The sequence below is a fragment of the Gilliamella sp. BG2 genome, from assembly GCF_046635645.1.
Lineage (GTDB): Bacteria > Pseudomonadota > Gammaproteobacteria > Enterobacterales > Orbaceae > Gilliamella > Gilliamella bombi.
In genome coordinates, this window is the sequence record NZ_JBIDFF010000029.1 from 1 (window position 1) to 19,151 (window position 19,151).

The 19,151-nt window shown below is 34.5% G+C and carries 18 protein-coding genes; 15 read left to right on the plus strand and 3 right to left on the minus strand.

What is annotated here, in order from left to right; genetic code table 11:
* From ACGH6Q_RS10470 to ACGH6Q_RS10490, 5 genes are all read left to right on the plus strand, one after another.
* On the plus strand, nt 1-1,012 hold a 1,012-nt coding region (locus ACGH6Q_RS10470), incomplete at its 5' end, for a hypothetical protein (protein ID WP_411592769.1).
* Nucleotides 1,013-1,659: 647 nt separating this feature from the next.
* Nucleotides 1,660-2,349: a DUF2884 family protein gene (locus ACGH6Q_RS10475; RefSeq protein ID WP_296300691.1), complete on the plus strand. Its 690-nt coding sequence runs from the start codon at nt 1,660-1,662 to the stop codon at nt 2,347-2,349.
* Nucleotides 2,350-2,412: 63 nt separating this feature from the next.
* Nucleotides 2,413-3,264: a bifunctional methylenetetrahydrofolate dehydrogenase/methenyltetrahydrofolate cyclohydrolase FolD gene (gene folD, locus ACGH6Q_RS10480; protein ID WP_065560709.1), complete on the plus strand. Its 852-nt coding sequence runs from the start codon at nt 2,413-2,415 to the stop codon at nt 3,262-3,264.
* 64 nt (nt 3,265-3,328) lie between these two features.
* Nucleotides 3,329-3,820, plus strand: coding sequence for a peptidylprolyl isomerase B (gene ppiB / locus ACGH6Q_RS10485; protein WP_411578701.1), 492 nt, complete (start codon nt 3,329-3,331; stop codon nt 3,818-3,820).
* Nucleotides 3,813-4,565: a UDP-2,3-diacylglucosamine diphosphatase gene (locus ACGH6Q_RS10490; protein WP_411592770.1), complete on the plus strand. Its 753-nt coding sequence runs from the start codon at nt 3,813-3,815 to the stop codon at nt 4,563-4,565. The genes ppiB and ACGH6Q_RS10490 overlap by 8 nt, the downstream gene beginning before the upstream one ends.
* Here ACGH6Q_RS10490 and modC read toward each other — a convergent pair.
* From modC to modA, 3 genes are read right to left on the minus strand one after another with little or no spacing between them, the layout of a single operon-like run.
* On the minus strand, nt 4,544-5,224 hold the full coding sequence (gene modC, locus ACGH6Q_RS10495) for a molybdenum ABC transporter ATP-binding protein (RefSeq protein WP_065589343.1): 681 nt from the start codon (nt 5,222-5,224) through the stop codon (nt 4,544-4,546). The genes ACGH6Q_RS10490 and modC overlap by 22 nt on opposite strands.
* Before the next feature lie 5 nt (nt 5,225-5,229).
* A complete protein-coding gene (gene modB / locus ACGH6Q_RS10500; protein WP_085163823.1) occupies nt 5,230-5,919 on the minus strand; it encodes a molybdate ABC transporter permease subunit in 690 nt (229 codons plus the stop codon).
* Between the two features lie 28 nt (nt 5,920-5,947).
* Nucleotides 5,948-6,691 carry a molybdate ABC transporter substrate-binding protein gene (gene modA / locus ACGH6Q_RS10505; protein WP_065589341.1) on the minus strand — a complete coding sequence of 248 codons (744 nt, stop codon included), beginning with the start codon at nt 6,689-6,691 and terminating at the stop codon, nt 5,948-5,950.
* A gap of 292 nt (nt 6,692-6,983) precedes the next feature.
* Here modA and ACGH6Q_RS10510 point away from each other — a divergent pair, with 292 nt between their 5' ends.
* The 10 genes from ACGH6Q_RS10510 to ACGH6Q_RS10555 all read left to right on the plus strand — a co-directional run bounded on the left by ACGH6Q_RS10510 (nt 6,984) and on the right by ACGH6Q_RS10555 (nt 19,002).
* Nucleotides 6,984-7,766: a TOBE domain-containing protein gene (locus tag ACGH6Q_RS10510; protein ID WP_065589340.1), complete on the plus strand. Its 783-nt coding sequence runs from the start codon at nt 6,984-6,986 to the stop codon at nt 7,764-7,766.
* 15 nt (nt 7,767-7,781) lie between these two features.
* Nucleotides 7,782-9,254 carry a molybdate ABC transporter ATP-binding protein ModF gene (gene modF / locus ACGH6Q_RS10515; RefSeq protein ID WP_143421974.1) on the plus strand — a complete coding sequence of 491 codons (1,473 nt, stop codon included), beginning with the start codon at nt 7,782-7,784 and terminating at the stop codon, nt 9,252-9,254.
* A gap of 383 nt (nt 9,255-9,637) precedes the next feature.
* Entirely contained in the window at nt 9,638-11,641 is a 2,004-nt protein-coding gene (gene uvrB / locus ACGH6Q_RS10520) for an excinuclease ABC subunit UvrB (RefSeq protein WP_411592771.1), read from the plus strand.
* A 25-nt stretch (nt 11,642-11,666) separates the two neighbouring features.
* Complete coding sequence (locus tag ACGH6Q_RS10525) at nt 11,667-12,017, plus strand: RidA family protein (RefSeq protein ID WP_411592774.1); 351 nt, start codon at nt 11,667-11,669, stop codon at nt 12,015-12,017.
* Between the two features lie 169 nt (nt 12,018-12,186).
* A complete protein-coding gene (gene purE / locus ACGH6Q_RS10530; protein WP_034912110.1) occupies nt 12,187-12,687 on the plus strand; it encodes a 5-(carboxyamino)imidazole ribonucleotide mutase in 501 nt (166 codons plus the stop codon).
* 1 nt (nt 12,688) lies between these two features.
* The gene (purK, locus tag ACGH6Q_RS10535) at nt 12,689-13,765 is read left to right on the plus strand and encodes a 5-(carboxyamino)imidazole ribonucleotide synthase (protein WP_411592772.1); all 1,077 of its coding nucleotides are present in this window, start codon (nt 12,689-12,691) and stop codon (nt 13,763-13,765) included.
* Between the two features lie 41 nt (nt 13,766-13,806).
* A complete protein-coding gene (gene dgt / locus ACGH6Q_RS10540; protein ID WP_296300681.1) occupies nt 13,807-15,297 on the plus strand; it encodes a dGTPase in 1,491 nt (496 codons plus the stop codon).
* Between the two features lie 255 nt (nt 15,298-15,552).
* Nucleotides 15,553-15,891: a P-II family nitrogen regulator gene (glnK, locus tag ACGH6Q_RS10545; RefSeq protein ID WP_065560700.1), complete on the plus strand. Its 339-nt coding sequence runs from the start codon at nt 15,553-15,555 to the stop codon at nt 15,889-15,891.
* Between the two features lie 21 nt (nt 15,892-15,912).
* On the plus strand, nt 15,913-17,193 hold the full coding sequence (gene amtB / locus ACGH6Q_RS10550; protein ID WP_034912125.1) for an ammonium transporter AmtB: 1,281 nt from the start codon (nt 15,913-15,915) through the stop codon (nt 17,191-17,193).
* Nucleotides 17,194-18,075: 882 nt separating this feature from the next.
* The gene (locus ACGH6Q_RS10555) at nt 18,076-19,002 is read left to right on the plus strand and encodes a hypothetical protein (protein ID WP_411592773.1); all 927 of its coding nucleotides are present in this window, start codon (nt 18,076-18,078) and stop codon (nt 19,000-19,002) included.
* Nucleotides 19,003-19,151: the final 149 nt, after the last annotated feature.

Consider the following 19,151-nt stretch of genomic DNA (forward strand, 5'->3'; position numbering starts at 1 on the left):
TTGGTGGTATGACAATAATGGTGTAAGAATAATAGGTAATGATAAGAAAAAAATGATAGGTTGTGGCAGTGGCTTTTCAATGCCATTAAAGCTCATCATAAAAACCAATGTTAGTGCTCATTCAGCATACGGAATACCTGATGTAGGTAAGCAAATTACCCTAGCTAAGACCTACCAAATAGCACCAAAATCGCAAATTTGTTATGCAAAACCGAATGATGTGATTGTTTCACCTAATCTACAATGGCGATCATATGATCCTAATTTGGCATCTAACCCAATTTCAGGACCTTGGGCTTGGAATGGTACGAATATAAGCCGACATCCTAACGCTGGTGGAGGGTATAGCGCTGATTATGTTTATAACTGGGGATTTAAAGCTAATCCAATAGAATCAGGTAAAAAATTTCCAACAACTGGCTTTCCTGGAGCTAAATTTCAATTAGTGATGATAGGTGCACAAGATGATTATCGTTATCAAATACTCAATAACCCAGGTGGAGGTGTTTCTGTTGATCAAAATGGGGTGGTAGAACTTAATAGTAAGCCGTCAGGAAATGTTACGGTGAGGACAACGTTAAAAAGAGATACTTCAATCATTCATGATTATATATTTAACCCAACTTCTGTGTGGTTAGAACCTAAAAATAACGACAATATAAATTTATCTAATGCAATCAATTTATGTGGAGGAATGGATAATATACCTTTACGTAAAGATTATACTAATTCTCCAGCTATTAATGTTGCAGAAAATCAGAATTGGAAAATTTATCCCAATAGTTTTACGCGATCAATTGGCGGTTCAGTTATGGGGGAATGGGGCTGGCTATCGAATAAAAACTATCCTAAATCAAATTGGCCTAAAGATAATACTTACTATGTTCTTTTTTGGACTAGAGAAATAGATTACGCTAAGTATAATATTTATTTTACAGTTAACTTATCTGGTTATGTTTCTACACGTGAAGCTGAAAAGGGTGACAATAGTAAAATAGCGTGTAAACGTTAATGATTCTACAATATATGATAATATCGAGTTATATAAAACTCAGATTAACTGAAACGTAACTCTCTGAATCAGTGACGGCTATTTTTATGATTTTAGCGCCATATTGCCTTCTGGTGATAAGGCGCTATTTTTTTATGTTTTCCATTACCATTGTTTCTCAAATTACGATAAATAACACAACAAGTAGTTCCTACATATTACTCAGTAAACTCACCTCTTTTAAGAACATTAGTTGTATAAAGAATTCACACACTATCATGAAATACTATCTATCATATAACTGTACCATCGGGCGCTAGTCTGCACTTTTTTAATGGTCAAGGCTCGCATATTCATATGAATATCCTTACTGTATTAGTTCTCTAGCCTACTACTCTTTACCATTTAACTTGCGGTGTATAATTTAAGCAAAAACTATGGAGGATGAATTCGATTTTTGTTCAATAGGATAAAAATTGTTTGTCAAAAACTTTCAGATAACTATGTGTTTTAGTATAAAACTACTTATAATTAATTTTGATATCATATAAAGTAATTAAACCGTTTGGCGAGTATTGTTTTTAAAATTATAGTACTTATTTAATTTTATTATGTTTATTTCTTAGTAGACGTTATAATCTTCATGAATTAACTAGCTGGATATGAATATGTTAAAAAAATTGATATTGATTGCTTTGTTGTTACCTATCACCGTATTTGCTGCTAAAAAAGAGTGTGGGATTAAGCCCAGTTATGACATTACGATAAATAGAGAAAGTGTACATGTTTTTGATAAAAAAAATGATTTAATTATCATGCCAAATGGTAATGTCATTTTAAATAAAGAAACGATATCACTTAATCCATCATTACAAAAAGAACTGATTCAATTTCAGCAAGATTTACGTCAACAGTTACCGCTACTAGAACAACAATCATTAAGCCTTTTAACTGAAGTTAAAGAAACTTTTGAAAAAGCAATAAAAAATCAATTGGGCGATGATAATGAGCTAAAAAGCGAGTTAAACAAATTATATAAACGTTTAGTCAAGTTGTTACATGCATCAATTATTACTGAAAATGGTAATACGCGATTTTCTTACCGACATTTTAATAATATCAAAAAAGATGGAGAAGATATTGGTCAACGCATTTTTTATAATGTTGTGGGCGGAAGTATTTTGCATTTCGAATTTTTTAAAAATTATGGAGCAATTAAACAAATTTCTAAAAATGAATGGAAGGCTCAAAAACCTAAATTAAAAGCTTTTGATGCTCATATTTGTTCAGTTATTACAGATATTGATGCTCAATACAAACAAATATTGAATCAACTTAATCAATCAATTCATAACTAAATAGACATTAATAAAAACTTTTGCGAAAATGATACCTCTAATAAGATAGTTAAACGGAAGCTTATGACTGCACATATAATTGATGGGAAAGTATTAGCACAACAAATACGAACTGAAATTGCTAATAAAGTCAAAATGCGTATTGAAAAAGGACTATCAGTCCCAGGATTAGCTGTAATTCAAGTCGGTTCAGACCCTGCATCAAAAATCTATGTTAAAAATAAGCAAAAGGCTTGTGATGATGTTGGTTTTGTTTCATTTGCTTATGACTTTACCTCGACGACCACCGATGAATTATTAGCATTAATTGATGAACTAAATCAACGTTTAGATGTGCATGGTATTTTAGTACAACTGCCTTTACCTGATAATATTGATAAAACAAAGGTTCTTGAACGTATTGATCCAAGTAAAGATGTTGATGGTTTTCACCCATATAATATTGGACACTTGCTACAGCGTGATCCAATCTTGCGACCATGTACTCCTTATGGCGTAGTCAAAATGCTAGAATCCACCGGCATAAATCTGTCAGGTTTAAATGCTACCGTTGTAGGAGCATCAAGCATTGTGGGTCGTCCAATGGCATTAGAGTTATTATTATTAGGTTGCACAACAACCATTACCCATAGTCGTACTATTGATTTAGCAAAACATGTTAGCAATGCGGATATTGTTGTTGCGGGAGTAGGCATTGCTAATTATGTTAAGGGTGAGTGGATAAAGCCAGGTGCAATCGTCATTGATGTTGGTATCAATCGTTTGCCAGATGGTAAACTTGCAGGTGATGTAGAGTTTGATGTTGCTGTTAAAAGAGCGGGATGGATCACACCTGTTCCTGGTGGTGTTGGTCCCATGACAGTTGCTATGTTAATGAGCAATACACTAGAAGCATGTGAAAAATTTGGTAAATAATTTATATTAATTAAGATTTACTAAATTTTATTCGAAAGATATATATTAAAAAAAGGATTATGCAATGATCATATTTCACACTAATTTAGGTGATATTAAAATCAAAACTTTTGATGATAAGGCGCCAGAAACTGTTAAAAATTTTGTTGAATATTGCAAAGAAGGCTTTTATAACAACACAATATTTCATCGTGTTATTAATAATTTCATGATTCAAGGTGGTGGTTTTGAGCCTGGAATGAACCAAAAAAAGACAAAATCACCAATTAAAAACGAAGCAAATAACGGTCTAAAAAATGAACGTGGTACTTTAGCAATGGCACGTACATCAGATCCTCATTCGGCAACTGCGCAATTTTTTATCAACGTGGTTGATAATGATTATCTCAACTTTCGCTCTGCGGACATTAATGGTTATGGCTATTGTGTTTTTGCACAAGTTGTTGATGGGCTTGATGTGGTTGATAAAATAAAAGCTGTTAAAACAGGGCGCAGTGGTATGCATTCTGATGTTCCTGTAGACGATGTTATTATTACGAGTGTCACGGTTGAATAATCCTGTTCGTTATTTTATTGCTGATATCCATTTAGCAGATAATGAGCCTGCTTCAGGTTATATTAATATAACCGCAGGCTTTTTGTCTTTTTTGGATACTTTGCCCGACAACTGCGAGCTTTATATTCTAGGCGACCTTTTTGATTACTGGGTTGGGGATGATGTAAAAACAAACTTACATTATCAAATTGCGCAGGCTTTACAAGCCTTATCAAAACGTAATATAAGAAAATATTTCGTCCATGGTAATCGTGATTTTTTATTGGGAAAAAAGTATGCACAACAATGCGAAATGACCTTACTGCTTGAGATTAATTGCCTTTCTAATCAAGGAAAAAACATCATTTTTTTACATGGTGATTTACTGTGTATTGACGACCATCAATATCAAAATTTCCGAAAAGTTATGCATAATAAATGGCTTCAAAAATTATTTTTATTTTTACCACTTTTTATTCGGTTGAAAATTGCAGCTAAGTTACGAAAAAAAAGTAGTCAACATAATCAACTCAAATCTGAAAATATCATGGATGTGAATCAGCAAGCAGTTATTGAAATGATGGTTAAACATAATGCAGATATTATGGTGCACGGTCATACACATAAACCTGCTGTACATCATTTTCAAATTGAAGGCAACACTGCAACTCGTGCGGTGCTTGGTGCTTGGCATGATGGCGTGACATATATTAAACAAGCGGAAAATAGTAATACTTTAGAACTTTATAACCATTCTTTTAAATAGTCACTTTGTAAAACATGTTCGGTCTTACCAAACTCAATCAGCTTGCCTTGATCTAAAATTGCAACATTATCGGCTATTTGTTTAACTTCATTAATATTATGTGTTACATAAATAATGGGTATATTTAGCTCATTAGTTAATTTATTAATATAAGTTAACAATTCTTTTTTTCTTGGCATATCTAGAGCTGAAAGCGGTTCGTCCATTAATAGTAGTAAAGGGTTGGTTAATAGTGCTCGACCAATTGCTACTCGCTGTTTTTCTCCACCAGATAACATAGCAGGATAACGATTTAATAATGGTCGGACATTAAGTACATTAACTATTTCATCAAATCTTGATTGCTTGAAATTTTTAGCACCATAAATCAGATTTTTAATAACTTTATAATGAGGGAAAAGTAATGCATCTTGAAAAACGGTACCAATATGCCGATTTTCAGGAGTAACAAAAAGGTGTTTATCGCAATCAACTAGTGGTAAGCCATTCAACTGGATTTGGCCTTGATCAGGTTTAATTAATCCATTAACAAGGTTTACTAGTGTGGATTTTCCTGAGCCAGAAACGCCTAAAATAGCAGTAACCCCTTGGCAGGCTATCTCATGATTGAATTGGAACGAAAACGAAGCAAGTTGTTTGCGAACATCTATTTTTAACATATTGATTATCCTGCTAACTTCTTTTTATGCCATCGATTTAACAATTCGGATAAAAAAAGTGCGATTAGCGATAACACAATCGAAATAATACACAGTCGCAATGCACCTTGTTCACCATTGGGAATTTGTAACAACGTATACATTGCTAATGGTAAGGTGCGAGTTTCATCTTGAATATTTGACACAAAAGTGATTGTTGCACCAAATTCCCCTAAGCAACGGGCAAAACCCAATACAATTCCCATAAGAATACCAGGAAAGGCTAATGGTAAAGTAATAGTTATAAAAACTCGCCACTTATGGGCTCCAAGAGTCCGAGCAACGTTTTCAAGGCGTGTATCAATTGATTCAATGGCTAAACGAATTGAACGCACCATTAATGGAAATGCAACTACTGCCGAAGCTAAAGCTGCACCTTGCCAATTAAAGCTAAAACTAATATTTAAATGGCTACTCAACCACTCGCCAATAACGCTACGTCGTCCCATGGTTATTAACAACAAATAACCTAAAACAACTGGTGGTAAAACAAGAGGAAGATGTACGATGCTATCAAATAGCGATTTACCAAAAAATTGACAGCGTGCCAATATCCAAGCGGTTAAAATTCCTATTGGCAAACTAAAACCAATTGCTGTGGCGGCTATCTTTACACTAAGTAGTAAGGTTCGCCATTCAAATTCAGTTAATAACATAGTTTTATAAAATTATTTACTTATTAAATTACTTTGTTATAAATCCATATTTTTCAAAAATAACTTTAGCTTGTGGTGAATTTAAATATTGATAAAAATCAGTTGCTTTCGGATTTAACAAAGTGATGGGATATTCGATAGACTTAAATGTATCTTCAGGAAAGGATCCAATTATTTTTACTTTATTGCTTATTTTTGCATCGGTACTATATACAATACCAAGCGTAGCTTCATTACGCTCAACTAGTACCAAAGCGTCTCTTACATTGCTCGCTGGGGCAAATTGTGGCGATAATTTATTAAATACCCCTAAATTAGTTAATGATTCTTTTGCATACATTCCTGCTGGTACATGATCAGGATCACCAATAGCTATTCTTTCACCTTTAGGTAAAATAATTTCCCAATTGGTATTTTTATTAATTGAAACATTCTCTAAATGTGAATTTTGAGGAGCAATAAGCACCAATGTATTTTTTAATAAATCGTGTTTATTTTTAGTTAAATTATGCTCAATAAGATAAGTCATCCACTTTTGATCAGCTGACATAAATATATCCGCAGGTGCACCTTGTTCAATCTGTTTAGCTAATACTGATGATGAAGCAAATGAGAATACAATATTTGCATCTTTATGTTCTGTTTTATAAGCTGCAGCGATATCTTGCATAGCATTAGTCAATGAGGCAGCGGCAAATATAGTCATTTTTTCAGCAGCTGAAACTGAAAAAGTTATTGCCATCATTAAGATAATTCCAATAATTTTTTTCATTTTGTTCCTCACAATAAAATTGAGTTAATTTTAACTGTTAATATTATTTATCTAATTGATTATTATGATTTATTAAGTTATTTGGTAAATTATTAAATAAACGCTATATAAAATATAACATATCGATGCTAGCAGAATTTATATATAAAGTACAATTAAAATTCATTTAAGCTGATACGATATGACAATCAACAAAATTTTTACCAAGTTTTGAAGGAATGCCAAAAAGGGTCTACAATAACCACTATTATCTCTTCCAAATTGATTAGTCGGTTCTTCATGGTGTTAAATTATGTTTTCTCCTGAAATTTTATTAACGTTAAATATAAAACAGCAGTTATTTACTGATCCAAGGCGTATTGCGTTATTAAAAGCAATTGAACAGACGGGGTCATTAAGTCAGGCTGCCAAGCAAATTGGTATTAGTTATAAAACCGCTTGGGATGCCATTAATGATATAAATAAATTAGCACCTAAACCTTTTTTAATTACTGCAATTGGTGGTAAAAATGGAGGAGGCACTAAACTGAGTGCTTATGCAGTTAGATTTATCCAACTCTATGATCTATTAACTCAACTACAACAAAACGCTTTTAACATACTAAATGATGACAAAGTACCTTTAGATGATATTTTAAAAGCTACAGCTAGACTATCATTACAAACTAGTGCACGAAATCAATTATATGGTACGGTTAAGCAGATTCAAACAAACGATGTTGCTGGTTTTATTACAGTGCTACTTAGTGATAATCAAACTGAGTTAAAAGTTTACATTACTCAATCAAGTATTGAACGGCTAAAGTTGAGTACGGACAAAACAGTATTGCTGTTAATTAAAGCTCCATTAATTGAATTAAAAAATGAAATCGAGAACGAAAACTGTTTGTCGGTTACCGTTGAAAAAATAACTACTGATGGCAATTGGAGTGAAATTGCTTTTACACTATCTTCTGGCATAGTGCTTTATGCTAACAAATTAGCCAGTGAAGTAAAAAAGTCGGCCTTAGCTACAGGCAAACAATCAAAACTATTTATTAATCCACAAAATATTATTGTTGCGACATTAGTTTAGCAATATGAGGTTATCATGCTACAAATAGAAAACGCACATTTTAAAATTAGTGACTACCTAGTTTTTGCCATTGAATCACTTACAATAAATCAAGGAAGTAATGTTGCATTTGTGGGGCGTAATGGCAGCGGTAAATCTATACTAGTTAAAGCATTGGCTGGTGAGCAAACATTATTATCAGGCAAAGTAATTAATCAATTTAACTCCATAGCACACATATCGTTTGAACAGCTACAAAAACTAATTGATGATGAATGGAAACGCAATAATACAGATATGCTAAGCGAAGGTGAAAACGATACAGGATTAACCACTCAGCAAATTATACAAGAAAATAATTTTAATCAAGTACTTTGCCAAAAATTAGCAACACAATTTGGAATTGAACACCTATTAACGAAACGCTTTAAATACCTTTCAACTGGTGAAACACGCAAAGCCTTAATCTGTCGAGTTTTAATGCAGCAACCTGATTTTCTGATATTAGATGAGCCTTTTGATGGCTTAGATGTGACATCACGTGAAAACTTAGCCGAAATACTAGCAGATCTTGCTAAGCAAGGTATCACAATTGTCCTTGTTTTAAATCGATTTAATGAAATTCCTACTTTTATTGAAAATATTGGCATATTAGCCGATTGCCAACTATTGAAAATTGATACAAAAGATACAATCTTAAACGATACAACTGTTAAGCAATTAGCTGATTTGGAAAATATTTCCAATATGCCATTACCAGAAGCCGACGAACCACCAACTCAATTAGCGGATCAATTAGATCGAGTCATATTAAATAATGGTTATGTATATTATGATGATAAAGCAATCATTAATGGATTAACTTGGCGAGTAAAAGCCAAACAAAATTGGCAAATAGTTGGACCTAATGGCGCAGGTAAATCAACGTTATTAAGTTTAATAACTGGCGATCATCCGCAAGGGTATAGCAATGATCTCACTTTATTTGGTCGTAAACGAGGTTCGGGTGAAACGATTTGGGATATTAAACGCCATATTGGTTATGTTAGTAGCAGCTTACATTTGGCTTATCGAGTTAGTTCTAGCGTTAAAACTGTGTTATTGTCAGGCTATTTTGATTCGATTGGTGTCTACCAAGCTACCAGTGATAAACAAGCTAAATTGGCTGATGAATGGCTACAATTACTAGGGTTACAAACGCAGGCGGATAAACCCTTTCAATCGCTTTCTTGGGGACAGCAAAGATTAGTATTGATTGCCAGAGCGTTGGTTAAACATCCGACACTGCTTATTTTAGATGAGCCATTGCAAGGGCTCGATCATCTTAATCGAGAATTAGTAAAACGTTGGATAGATCGTTTAATTAGTGAAGGGTACACGCAGTTGCTATTCGTGTCTCATCACGCAGAAGATGCGCCAAAATGCATCACTCACCGATTGACTTTCATCCAAAACTTGGATCATAGCTATCAATATCAAATCGAACAGATAAATCGAATGATTAGTTAAAACTATCAAAAGTAGCGTTAAAGATAGGAATAAACATTAAAATAAAAGGGATTTTTTTTTGAAATTTTATCTTGATAATTGAAAAAAGTTTATAAAGACTATATTTATAAAGTTATCCCCGTTGCCTGTGGATAACTCTGTGAGTATTTTATTGAAAAAAGCGCTAACCTCAGTAACTATCAGGATTTTTCTTAATTTGATTGTAACTTAATCATGAAATATTTTTTTGTTTTATATCAATATGTTACCGTAAATCAAGTTATAAATTAGTTGTCTTTTTTATAAATGAAAATGTTAATTGAACAAAAAATAGCAAATTTTAAAAGGTCAAGTCCTTTTGGGGATAATTTTTATTAATAGGTAAAATATTAGGTTGCGATGTAATGAAAAAATTTAAATTATGTTCCGAATTTAAGCCAGCTGGTGATCAGCCAGAAGCAATAAAAAGGATTAATCAAAATCTTGATGATGGGATTGCGCATCAAACACTATTAGGCGTAACTGGATCAGGTAAAACATTTACCATGGCAAATGTTATTGCTAAACATAATCGCCCTACAATTATTTTAGCACCAAATAAAACATTAGCCGCTCAGCTATATGGCGAAATGAAAGCCTTTTTCCCTGAAAATGCGGTTGAATACTTCGTATCTTATTATGATTACTATCAACCTGAATCTTATGTACCGTCAACCGATACATTTATTGAAAAAGATGCATCAATTAATGAACATATAGAACAAATGCGTCTTTCTGCCACTAAATCACTACTAGAACGACGTGATGTTGTAATTGTTGCTTCGGTGTCGGCAATTTATGGTTTAGGAGCACCAGAAACCTATATGTCGATGATATTACACCTAACAAAAGGCACCATAACCGATCAGCGTTCAATCTTAACTCGATTAGCTGAATTGCAATACACTCGTAATGAAATAGGTTTTAGTCGTGGTACATTTCGTGTTCGAGGAGATGTTATAGATATTTTTCCAGCTGATTCAGACGATCTTGCTGTGCGCGTTGAGTTATTTGATGATGAAGTCGATCGAATTGTTATGTTTGATCCGCTTACAGGTAATAGCATAAATGAAGTATCGCGGATAACAATTTATCCAAAAACACACTACGTCACACCAAGAAACATTATGGAAAACGCTATTGCGCAAATAAAGCAAGAGCTTAAAGAACGTCAAAAAGTTCTGTTAGACAATAATCGTCTATTAGAGGAGCAACGTTTAACTCAGCGGACATTATTTGATATCGAAATGATGACCGAATTGGGGTATTGCTCTGGGATTGAAAACTATTCACGCTTTTTAGCTCAGCGTAATCCAGGCGATCCGCCAGCAACCTTATTTGATTATTTGCCACCTGATGGATTACTGTTTATTGACGAATCTCACGTGGCTATTCCACAATTAGGGGCAATGTATAATGGTGACCGTTCACGTAAACTTAATCTGGTTGAATATGGCTTTCGTTTGCCATCAGCACTAGACAATCGACCGCTAAAATTTGCTGAATTTGAAAACATCATGCCACAAACGATTTATGTGTCAGCAACACCAGCTAAATACGAAATTGAAAAATCAGGTAATGAAATTATTGAACAAGTAGTTAGACCTACAGGTTTATTAGATCCTATTATCGAAGTTCGACCAGTTGCAACGCAGGTTGATGATCTATTATCAGAAATCAAAATTCGTATCAATAACGAAGAGCGTGTTTTAGTGACCACATTAACTAAACGTATGGCAGAAAACTTAACTGATTATCTGTCAGAACATAATGTAACTGTAAAATATTTGCATTCAGACATCAATACGGTTGAACGTATGGAAATTATTCGTGACCTACGTTTAGGTAAAGTTGATGTACTTGTGGGCATTAACTTATTGCGAGAAGGTTTAGATATACCTGAAGTCTCACTAATAGCAATATTGGATGCTGATCGCGAAGGTTTTTTACGTTCAGAAAGTTCACTAATTCAAACCGTAGGGCGTGCAGCTCGTAATGTAAATGGTAAAGCCATATTATATGCTGATAGAATAACCCCTGCTATGCAAAAAACGATTGATGAAACTGCCCGTCGTCGTAAAAAACAGGAAGACTTTAATACAGCACACGGCATTACACCAAAATCAGTACGCAAAGAAATTAAAGACGTATTAGAGGCAGGTTTAAGTACCAAAAAATCAACAGCCAAAGTACAAGCATTTGAATCAGGCAAACCTTATCAGTATGTTTCAGTTAAAGAAGTACAGGCAAGAGTCAAAGAGCTTGAAGCAATGATGTACGAAGCGGCTAAGAATCTTGAATTTGAAAAAGCTGGTGTACTGCGTGATGAAATAAAAAAATTGCGTGCTGATTTTATTAAAGTATCTTAATAACTCATCTAACAAGGAAAATATGATGACAATAACACGAATTGATCCAGATAACCGCTGGTCTGAAGTAGTGATCCATAATAACGTTATTTATTACACAAGTGTTCCAGCTGATCTTGAAAATGACGCTTATGTACAGACCAAAAGTGCATTAGCTGAAATTGACAAAATATTGGCCCGAGCTAACAGTGATAAATCACGTATATTAGATGTAACATTATTTTTAGTTAATAAAAGTGACTTTGCCGCTATGAATAAAGCATGGGACGAATGGGTAGCTAAAGGTAGTGCACCAGTACGTTGTACAGTGCAAGCTGGGTTAATGAAAAAAGAATATTTGATAGAAATTAAAATCGTGGCAGCAGTAAAAGGCTAACTCTTTCTTCACCGCCGATACTATTCGGCGGTATTACTTTGTTTATCATCTTCATTTTTCTGGGAACATGTGTTTTAATTGCTAACAGATAAAATCCTTACTATCCCCATTAATTAAATTTTAGTGTATACTTCACATACATCTTATTTTAATTATTCATACATTTGCCATGCATACTCAACCTAGAATTGCCATTGTAATGGGTTCCAAAAGCGATTGGACTACTATGCAACACGCAGCCGACATCCTTGATGCGTTAACAATTCCTTATCATGTTGAAATCGTTTCTGCTCACCGTACCCCTGATAAATTATTTTGTTTTGCTGAAGATGCTAAACAAAAAGGCTTTGATGTAATCATAGCTGGTGCTGGCGGTGCGGCTCATTTGCCAGGTATGTTAGCTGCTAAAACGCTGATTCCTGTATTAGGTGTTCCAGTGCAAAGTGCTGCATTAAGTGGAGTAGATAGTCTCTATTCTATTGTTCAAATGCCTAAAGGCATTCCTGTTGGTACTTTAGCAATAGGTAAATCTGGTGCAGCGAATGCGGCATTACTTGCTGCACAGATTCTAGCTCTACATGATAAAGAAATATATCAACGTTTATCAACATGGCGATTAACTCAAACTGATGAGGTACTAAATAACCCAGATCCAAGAGTGAATGCATAATATGAAACTTCAATCTGTTTGTGTACTAGGTAACGGGCAATTAGGGCGAATGCTTAAGCAAGCAGGCGAACAAATAGGTATAAAAGTTTATCCAGTTGGATTAGATGTAGATCCTACCGCCATTCCATATCAACAGTCAGTAATAACAGCTGAAATTGAGCGATGGTCAGATACTCCGTTTACACAAATTTTAGCTAAACATTCGCATTTTGTTAATCGAGATGTTTTTCCTATTATTGCCGACCGTTTAACGCAAAAACAGCTACTTGACGAACTTGGTTTACCGACAGCCAAATGGTTTGCACTTAATCAATACCAAGATTGGTCAAAGCTATTCACTGAACTTGGTGAGCTATTAATTGTTAAACGTCGAACTGGCGGTTATGATGGGCGAGGTCAATGGCGAATTGCTATTAATGGTCCAATAACTGTACCTGATGATATCTATCAACAAGCTATCGTTGAACAGGCTATCCCTTTCGAAAAAGAGATGTCATTAATAGGCGCTCGTAATGCAAAAGGTGAAACAGTATTTTATCCCCTTACCAATAACTTCCACCAAGACGGCATCTTAAAAATAAGTGTTGTACAACCTAACGAATCTCATTCATTACAAATAAAAGCGGAGCAAATGCTATCTGCTATTATGCATAAATTGAATTATATTGGCGTAATGGCTATGGAATGCTTTATTGTTGGTAATGAACTACTGATCAACGAACTTGCTCCACGGGTACATAATAGTGGTCATTGGACGCAAAATGGAGCTTCAATTAGCCAATTTGAATTACATCTTCGGGCTATATTGGGACTTCCTTTGCCTAAGCCAGATGTATTTACGCCATCAGTTATGGTTAACTTAATTGGCACAGAATTAAATTTAAATTGGTTATCAATTGATTTGGTACATCTTCATTGGTATGAAAAAGAAGTTAGAGTTGGACGTAAAGTAGGGCATTTAAATTTAACCCATAACCAAACAAACAAATTGTTAAAAGCGTTAGAGAATTTAATACCGTTATTACCTAATGATTATCAAAAAAGTATTGAATGGGCAAAACAAACATTAGCAATTTGAAAACTTAAAACAATTTGAGTGATTAAATTAAGGATGAAACCATGATCAACTTTAACCAAAAAATTAATTATCAGCGTTATGCTAGCAAACAGCGTGAAGCTCTGTCTGATGAGTACTCAATAGTACGCTGTTTTGAAAGTGATCGTGGACGCATCATAAACTCAGCCGCTATTCGTCGCCTACAGCAAAAAACGCAAGTTTTTCCATTAGAACGAAACTCAGTAGTTAGAACAAGACTTACTCACTCTATGGAAGTGCAACAAGTTGGGCGATACATAGTCAAAGAAATCGTTAATCGCCTTGGCAATGCTGGAAAATTAAAAAAATATGGGCTTGATAATTGTATAATGGCGATTGAAAGCCTAGTTGAAATGGCTTGTTTAATGCATGATATTGGTAATCCTCCATTTGGTCATTTTGGTGAGGCCGCCATTAATAAATGGTTTACTCTACGTTTAGGTCTTGGCAAAGCAACAAATTATCGACTTCTTGAAATAAATGTTAGTGATAAAGAAGAAATAAAAGAACTTAAAACCAAAATCCGCCAAGATTTATCAAGTTTCGAAGGTAATGCACAAGCAATTCGTTTAGTGCATACAATATTACGGCTCAATTTAACTTACTCTCAGATTGCTTCAATTATGAAATATTCTAAACCAGCTTATTGGTCTAAGCCGGTACTGCCAGAATTTTCATATTTAATGAAAAAAGCAGGTTATTATTTATCAGAAGAACCATTTATTGAGGCGCTATCCAAACAGCTTGATATCAAACCATTTCATCGTTATCCATTTACCTATATTATGGAAGCAGCCGACGATATCTCATATTGCATTGCCGATCTAGAAGATGCGGTTGAAAAGAAAATTCTAACGGTAAAACAGCTTTATACTTACTTAGCAGAGGCATGGGGACCGATTAAAAAAGGTGATCTGTTTGATACTGTTGTCAATCGCCCTTATGAAAATCTAAATCAAAATGGATTTGATGCGATAGGCATTGACCAATTTTTTATGTACCTACGTGTCAACACTATTGGCAAATTGGTACCGCATGCTGCTGAACGTTTTATTGAAAATATTGAAGAAATTTATCATGGCTCATTTAATCATGCCTTACTTGAAGATCATGGCGCAGAATATAAATTACTTAATATTTTTAAAACAGTTGGACTTGAACATATATTTAATCATGAATCGGTTGAAAATATTGAACTTCAAGGGTACCGAATTATTAGTGGATTGCTCGATATTTATAGCCCATTGCTTGATATGCCTACCAACGACTTTTTGAAATTGGTTGAGGATAAACATCACAAAAATTATCCTATTGAAACTCGCTTATATCATAAATTATCCTCAAAACATTGTGTCGCTTATAAACAAGCAGTTAACAAACTAAATTCAAATAAAGCAGAAAGTTTTGCGTGTATGGAATTCTATTATCGATGTCGCTTATTGCAGGATTATATTAGTGGCATGACAGATCACTTTGCTTATGACGAATATCGCAAGTTAATGGTGACATTCTAGATCCAAGTAATTTTTATAACAGCTAAGCACCACTAATATGCATTGGCACCATATTAGTGCGCTGTTAAATAATAAATCTAATTAACTATTTGTTATCTTTTGTTTTAACCTTCCAATCAAAACAGCCGAACTTTAATTTTATGATAGCTATATTTTTATAAATTAAGTTGCAGTAGCAAATTCAATTCAAGTTAATTTTTTTGGCACACTCTTTGCATAATTTGATCTGTAACTCACAATTTTTAGGAGCGATTGATGAAATTAGTTACTGTAGTTATAAAACCTTTCAAATTAGAAGAAGTTCGAGAAGCCTTATCCAATATAGGTGTTACAGGATTAACTGTTACCGAAGTTAAAGGTTTTGGACGACAAAAAGGTCATGCCGAACTTTACCGTGGTGCAGAATATAATGTCAATTTTCTACCAAAAGTTAAAATTGATTTAGCTATTCGTGATGATGAACTTGACCAAGTTATTAGTACAGTTACTAAAGCAGCATATACGGGCAAAATTGGTGATGGAAAGATTTTTGTCACTTCACTTGAACATGTAGTGCGTATACGTACTGGTGAAACCGATGACTCGGCATTGTAATTGATTGTTAAGGAAATCATTATGTTGAAAAAAATTATTCCCTTTTTAGTTATTTTATTCTCAAGTTCAGCTTTTGCCGAAGAAGCTGCTGTAGTTGATAAAGCGGATAACGGCTTTATGATGATCTGTACCGCCCTAGTACTTTTTATGTCGGTGCCAGGGATTGCTTTGTTTTATGGTGGATTATTACGTTCTAAAAATGTGTTATCAATGTTAACACAAGTACTAGTAACTTTTTCGTTAATAGCGGTGCTATGGATTGTTTACGGTTATACACTTGCTTTTGGTGAAGGGAACTGGTTTTATGGCAACTTTAACCATTTTCTATTAACAGGGATAGGTATTACAGATGTGTCAGGATCGATTTACGAGCTAATTTGGATAGCATTCCAAGGATCATTTGCTTGCATTACTTGTTGCTTAATTCCAGGTGCTTTTGCTGAACGAATTCGTTTTTCAGCAGTATTAATATTTATGGTGTTATGGTTTACATTTTCATATATTCCCATGGCGCACATGGTATGGGGAGGCGGAATTTTAGGTGATGAAGGAGCACTTGATTTTGCTGGTGGTACGGTAGTACATATTAATGCTGCGATTGCAGGACTAGTGGGTGCTTATCTGATTAGAAATCGTATAGGCTATAATCGTGAACCACTAAAACCATTTAACTTACCTTATGTCTACCTTGGAGCTGCTATTCTTTATATTGGTTGGTTTGGCTTTAACGCAGGATCATCAACGCATGCAGATGAAATAGCAGGTTTAGCCTTTATTAACACTGTTGCAGCAACAGCAGCAGCGGTTTTGGCATGGACGTTCGCAGAATGGTTTTTACGAGGTAAACCATCTTGCCTTGGTTCGGCATCAGGAGTGATAGCGGGATTAGTTGGTGTAACACCAGCGGCAGGTCTTGTTGGTGTAGGTGGTGCTATGTTAATAGGGCTTATTTGTGGTTTTGCTGGTGTCTGGGGAGTATCAACACTCAAAAGAATTCTAAAAGTTGATGATACATGTGATGTATTTGGTGTACACGGCGTATGTGGAATTGTGGGTTGTATATTAACTGGTATATTTACATCAGAATCGTTAGGAGGTATTGGTTATGCCGAAGGCATTACAATGGCAACTCAAGTAGGAATACAATTGATGAGTGTTATTACCTGCGTAGTTTGGACTACAGTGGTTGCTTATATTGCTTATAAAATTGCAGATATCATTGTTGGCTTAAGAGTATCAGAAGAACATGAAAGAGAAGGTCTGGATATTAATAGCCATGGTGAAAGTGCTTTCAATAGTTAATCACTAACCGAAACAGTCATTAATTAAAAATTAGATATAAAAGCAGATTTAAACTCAAAATAATTTACAGGGAGATATTCCTATAATTATAGGAATATCTCGTGGTGTTTACATTAATTTAAGAAACTACTGTAACAAAATAGACATAAAAACAAAATTAACGTCATATCACAAATAAGTGATATGACGCTTATATTATAAAGAAAAAATAACAGTCACTAATTTTGTTAAATGCTTTATGGTTAGTTATTCAATCATTTATAGCGTGTAAGAATGCCTTGTTGAAGTTTTTTGTTTCCTTAACCAGCAGAACGTTATGTTAGAGCGTGTAATAGCATCGAATCAATCACAAATTTACTAAACCACTTAATCCACAAGCGAATGACAAAGTGAAAAAAGTGATACAAACTTTGAATTGAGATATGACATAATCAGCAAATATTTATCAATTTAAAAGATAAAATGCAAAATCTTAAGCGATTTCGGGAAAGGAACCTTATGAGTTTTTAGAGGATTATTTTAACTATAAAGTATAAACAACTCGGTTTTTTTCTAAAATTTACATTTCTTCACAAAAAATTCCGCCAAAAAACTAGCCAACAATTTTTAAAATGGTTATACTTTTATCGCTGTAGGAAAACAAGCTTATTAAATAAGCGAATAATTATAAAAGTTCAAATAAAACAAAATATTACTTGACACGAGGAATGTAATGCATTATCATTTTAGGCACAAGGCACAAGGCACAAGCACTGGCAAACCTATGTCTTAAATTTATCAAATAATCCTATTCGACGAGTTTTTATACAAAACTTATTTATATCTTCGAAATTATCGCTCAAATCACCTAAAACAGCTTTGCTAGTATTAGCATTGTTATTATTGTCATCGTCATGGGATGTACAGGCGAATGGTAAAAAGGCTCGAGCAGGTAATCGTAGTGATGCAATAATGCTACAACCGTCGCCAGCTATCGATTATGTAAGGCCGTCTCTATCTTATGGTAAAAACACTGATAGTACCTGGCAATTTGCAGGCCCAGCTAACATATGGAATCCTGATAAGGGCTTTTCAGTACAATCAATTGATCCTGATCTTTACTACCTCAATTTCCCGACCACAGGTATGGATGGTTTATATTTTGATTTACTCATAACAGACATAAGACCAGAAGAATTGAAATGGGAACCCGTTGAAGAGGGGGGGGTTCGTGTAACAGTGACAAATGTTAGAGCTAATGAATCGATGCTTCCTGATGAAGATCGGGGACAAATTGTCGCCCGTGTTAAGCTAAGTAATCTGTCTTTTAGACCAGAATTACCAGCAAGGTTTGAGTTAGTGGGTAGAGATATTAATACCGAAGATGAGGTAGTCAAATATGGATTTGTATTGCAGAAGTGGTTCGCTAGATCGAGGGACATAGACAAAAGTTATGAGAGGCAGTTAAATTATTGTAGATGGCATGCCTCCTCCACCGGCTACCGAATGGCAAAGCTAAGGGAGTTAACCAATGCGAAGTGTGGTGTTATCAATTTTTTTCCCTGTATAAATGACATAAATAACCTTGCGTCATCATCATCAGGTGTTCATTACCAACGTCGAATTGGAGAAGGTTTTCTTGCGGAGTGGGGCGACATCGACGGATATGATAATCATTACTACGGCCAGTACGTCTGGGTAAGTGATGCCGCAGAACCTTTGTTTGATGGGCGTGAGCGGCAGTTCATTGTCTCGTCATCTGTCGGCTCCATCGGCACTAGGCTAAAATTGGACAGATGGGAGCGCGCCGGTGTTATTTGCACCTATTAACTACTATAATACGATTAAATCGCATAAAGTAATTTCAGAGGAAATACCTTATGCGTTTTTAGAGGATTAGTACAACATTAAGTTTTAATTAACAATATTCCCGATAAACACGTTTGTGATATCCATTGATAGCCTAGCTTTTGAATACG

What these genes read in the sequence shown, in the direction of transcription:
- ACGH6Q_RS10475 (WP_296300691.1), top strand. Translation starts at nt 1,660, where the DNA reads ATGTTAAAAAAATTGATATTGATTGCTTTGTTGTTACCTATCACCGTA.
- folD (WP_065560709.1), top strand. Translation starts at nt 2,413, where the DNA reads ATGACTGCACATATAATTGATGGGAAAGTATTAGCACAACAAATACGA.
- ppiB (WP_411578701.1), top strand. Translation starts at nt 3,329, where the DNA reads ATGATCATATTTCACACTAATTTAGGTGATATTAAAATCAAAACTTTT.
- modC (WP_065589343.1), bottom strand. Translation starts at nt 5,224, where the DNA reads ATGTTAAAAATAGATGTTCGCAAACAACTTGCTTCGTTTTCGTTCCAA.
- modB (WP_085163823.1), bottom strand. Translation starts at nt 5,919, where the DNA reads ATGTTATTAACTGAATTTGAATGGCGAACCTTACTACTTAGTGTAAAG.
- modA (WP_065589341.1), bottom strand. Translation starts at nt 6,691, where the DNA reads ATGAAAAAAATTATTGGAATTATCTTAATGATGGCAATAACTTTTTCA.
- ACGH6Q_RS10510 (WP_065589340.1), top strand. Translation starts at nt 6,984, where the DNA reads ATGTTTTCTCCTGAAATTTTATTAACGTTAAATATAAAACAGCAGTTA.
- modF (WP_143421974.1), top strand. Translation starts at nt 7,782, where the DNA reads ATGCTACAAATAGAAAACGCACATTTTAAAATTAGTGACTACCTAGTT.
- uvrB (WP_411592771.1), top strand. Translation starts at nt 9,638, where the DNA reads ATGAAAAAATTTAAATTATGTTCCGAATTTAAGCCAGCTGGTGATCAG.
- ACGH6Q_RS10525 (WP_411592774.1), top strand. Translation starts at nt 11,667, where the DNA reads ATGACAATAACACGAATTGATCCAGATAACCGCTGGTCTGAAGTAGTG.
- purE (WP_034912110.1), top strand. Translation starts at nt 12,187, where the DNA reads ATGCATACTCAACCTAGAATTGCCATTGTAATGGGTTCCAAAAGCGAT.
- purK (WP_411592772.1), top strand. Translation starts at nt 12,689, where the DNA reads ATGAAACTTCAATCTGTTTGTGTACTAGGTAACGGGCAATTAGGGCGA.
- dgt (WP_296300681.1), top strand. Translation starts at nt 13,807, where the DNA reads ATGATCAACTTTAACCAAAAAATTAATTATCAGCGTTATGCTAGCAAA.
- glnK (WP_065560700.1), top strand. Translation starts at nt 15,553, where the DNA reads ATGAAATTAGTTACTGTAGTTATAAAACCTTTCAAATTAGAAGAAGTT.
- amtB (WP_034912125.1), top strand. Translation starts at nt 15,913, where the DNA reads ATGTTGAAAAAAATTATTCCCTTTTTAGTTATTTTATTCTCAAGTTCA.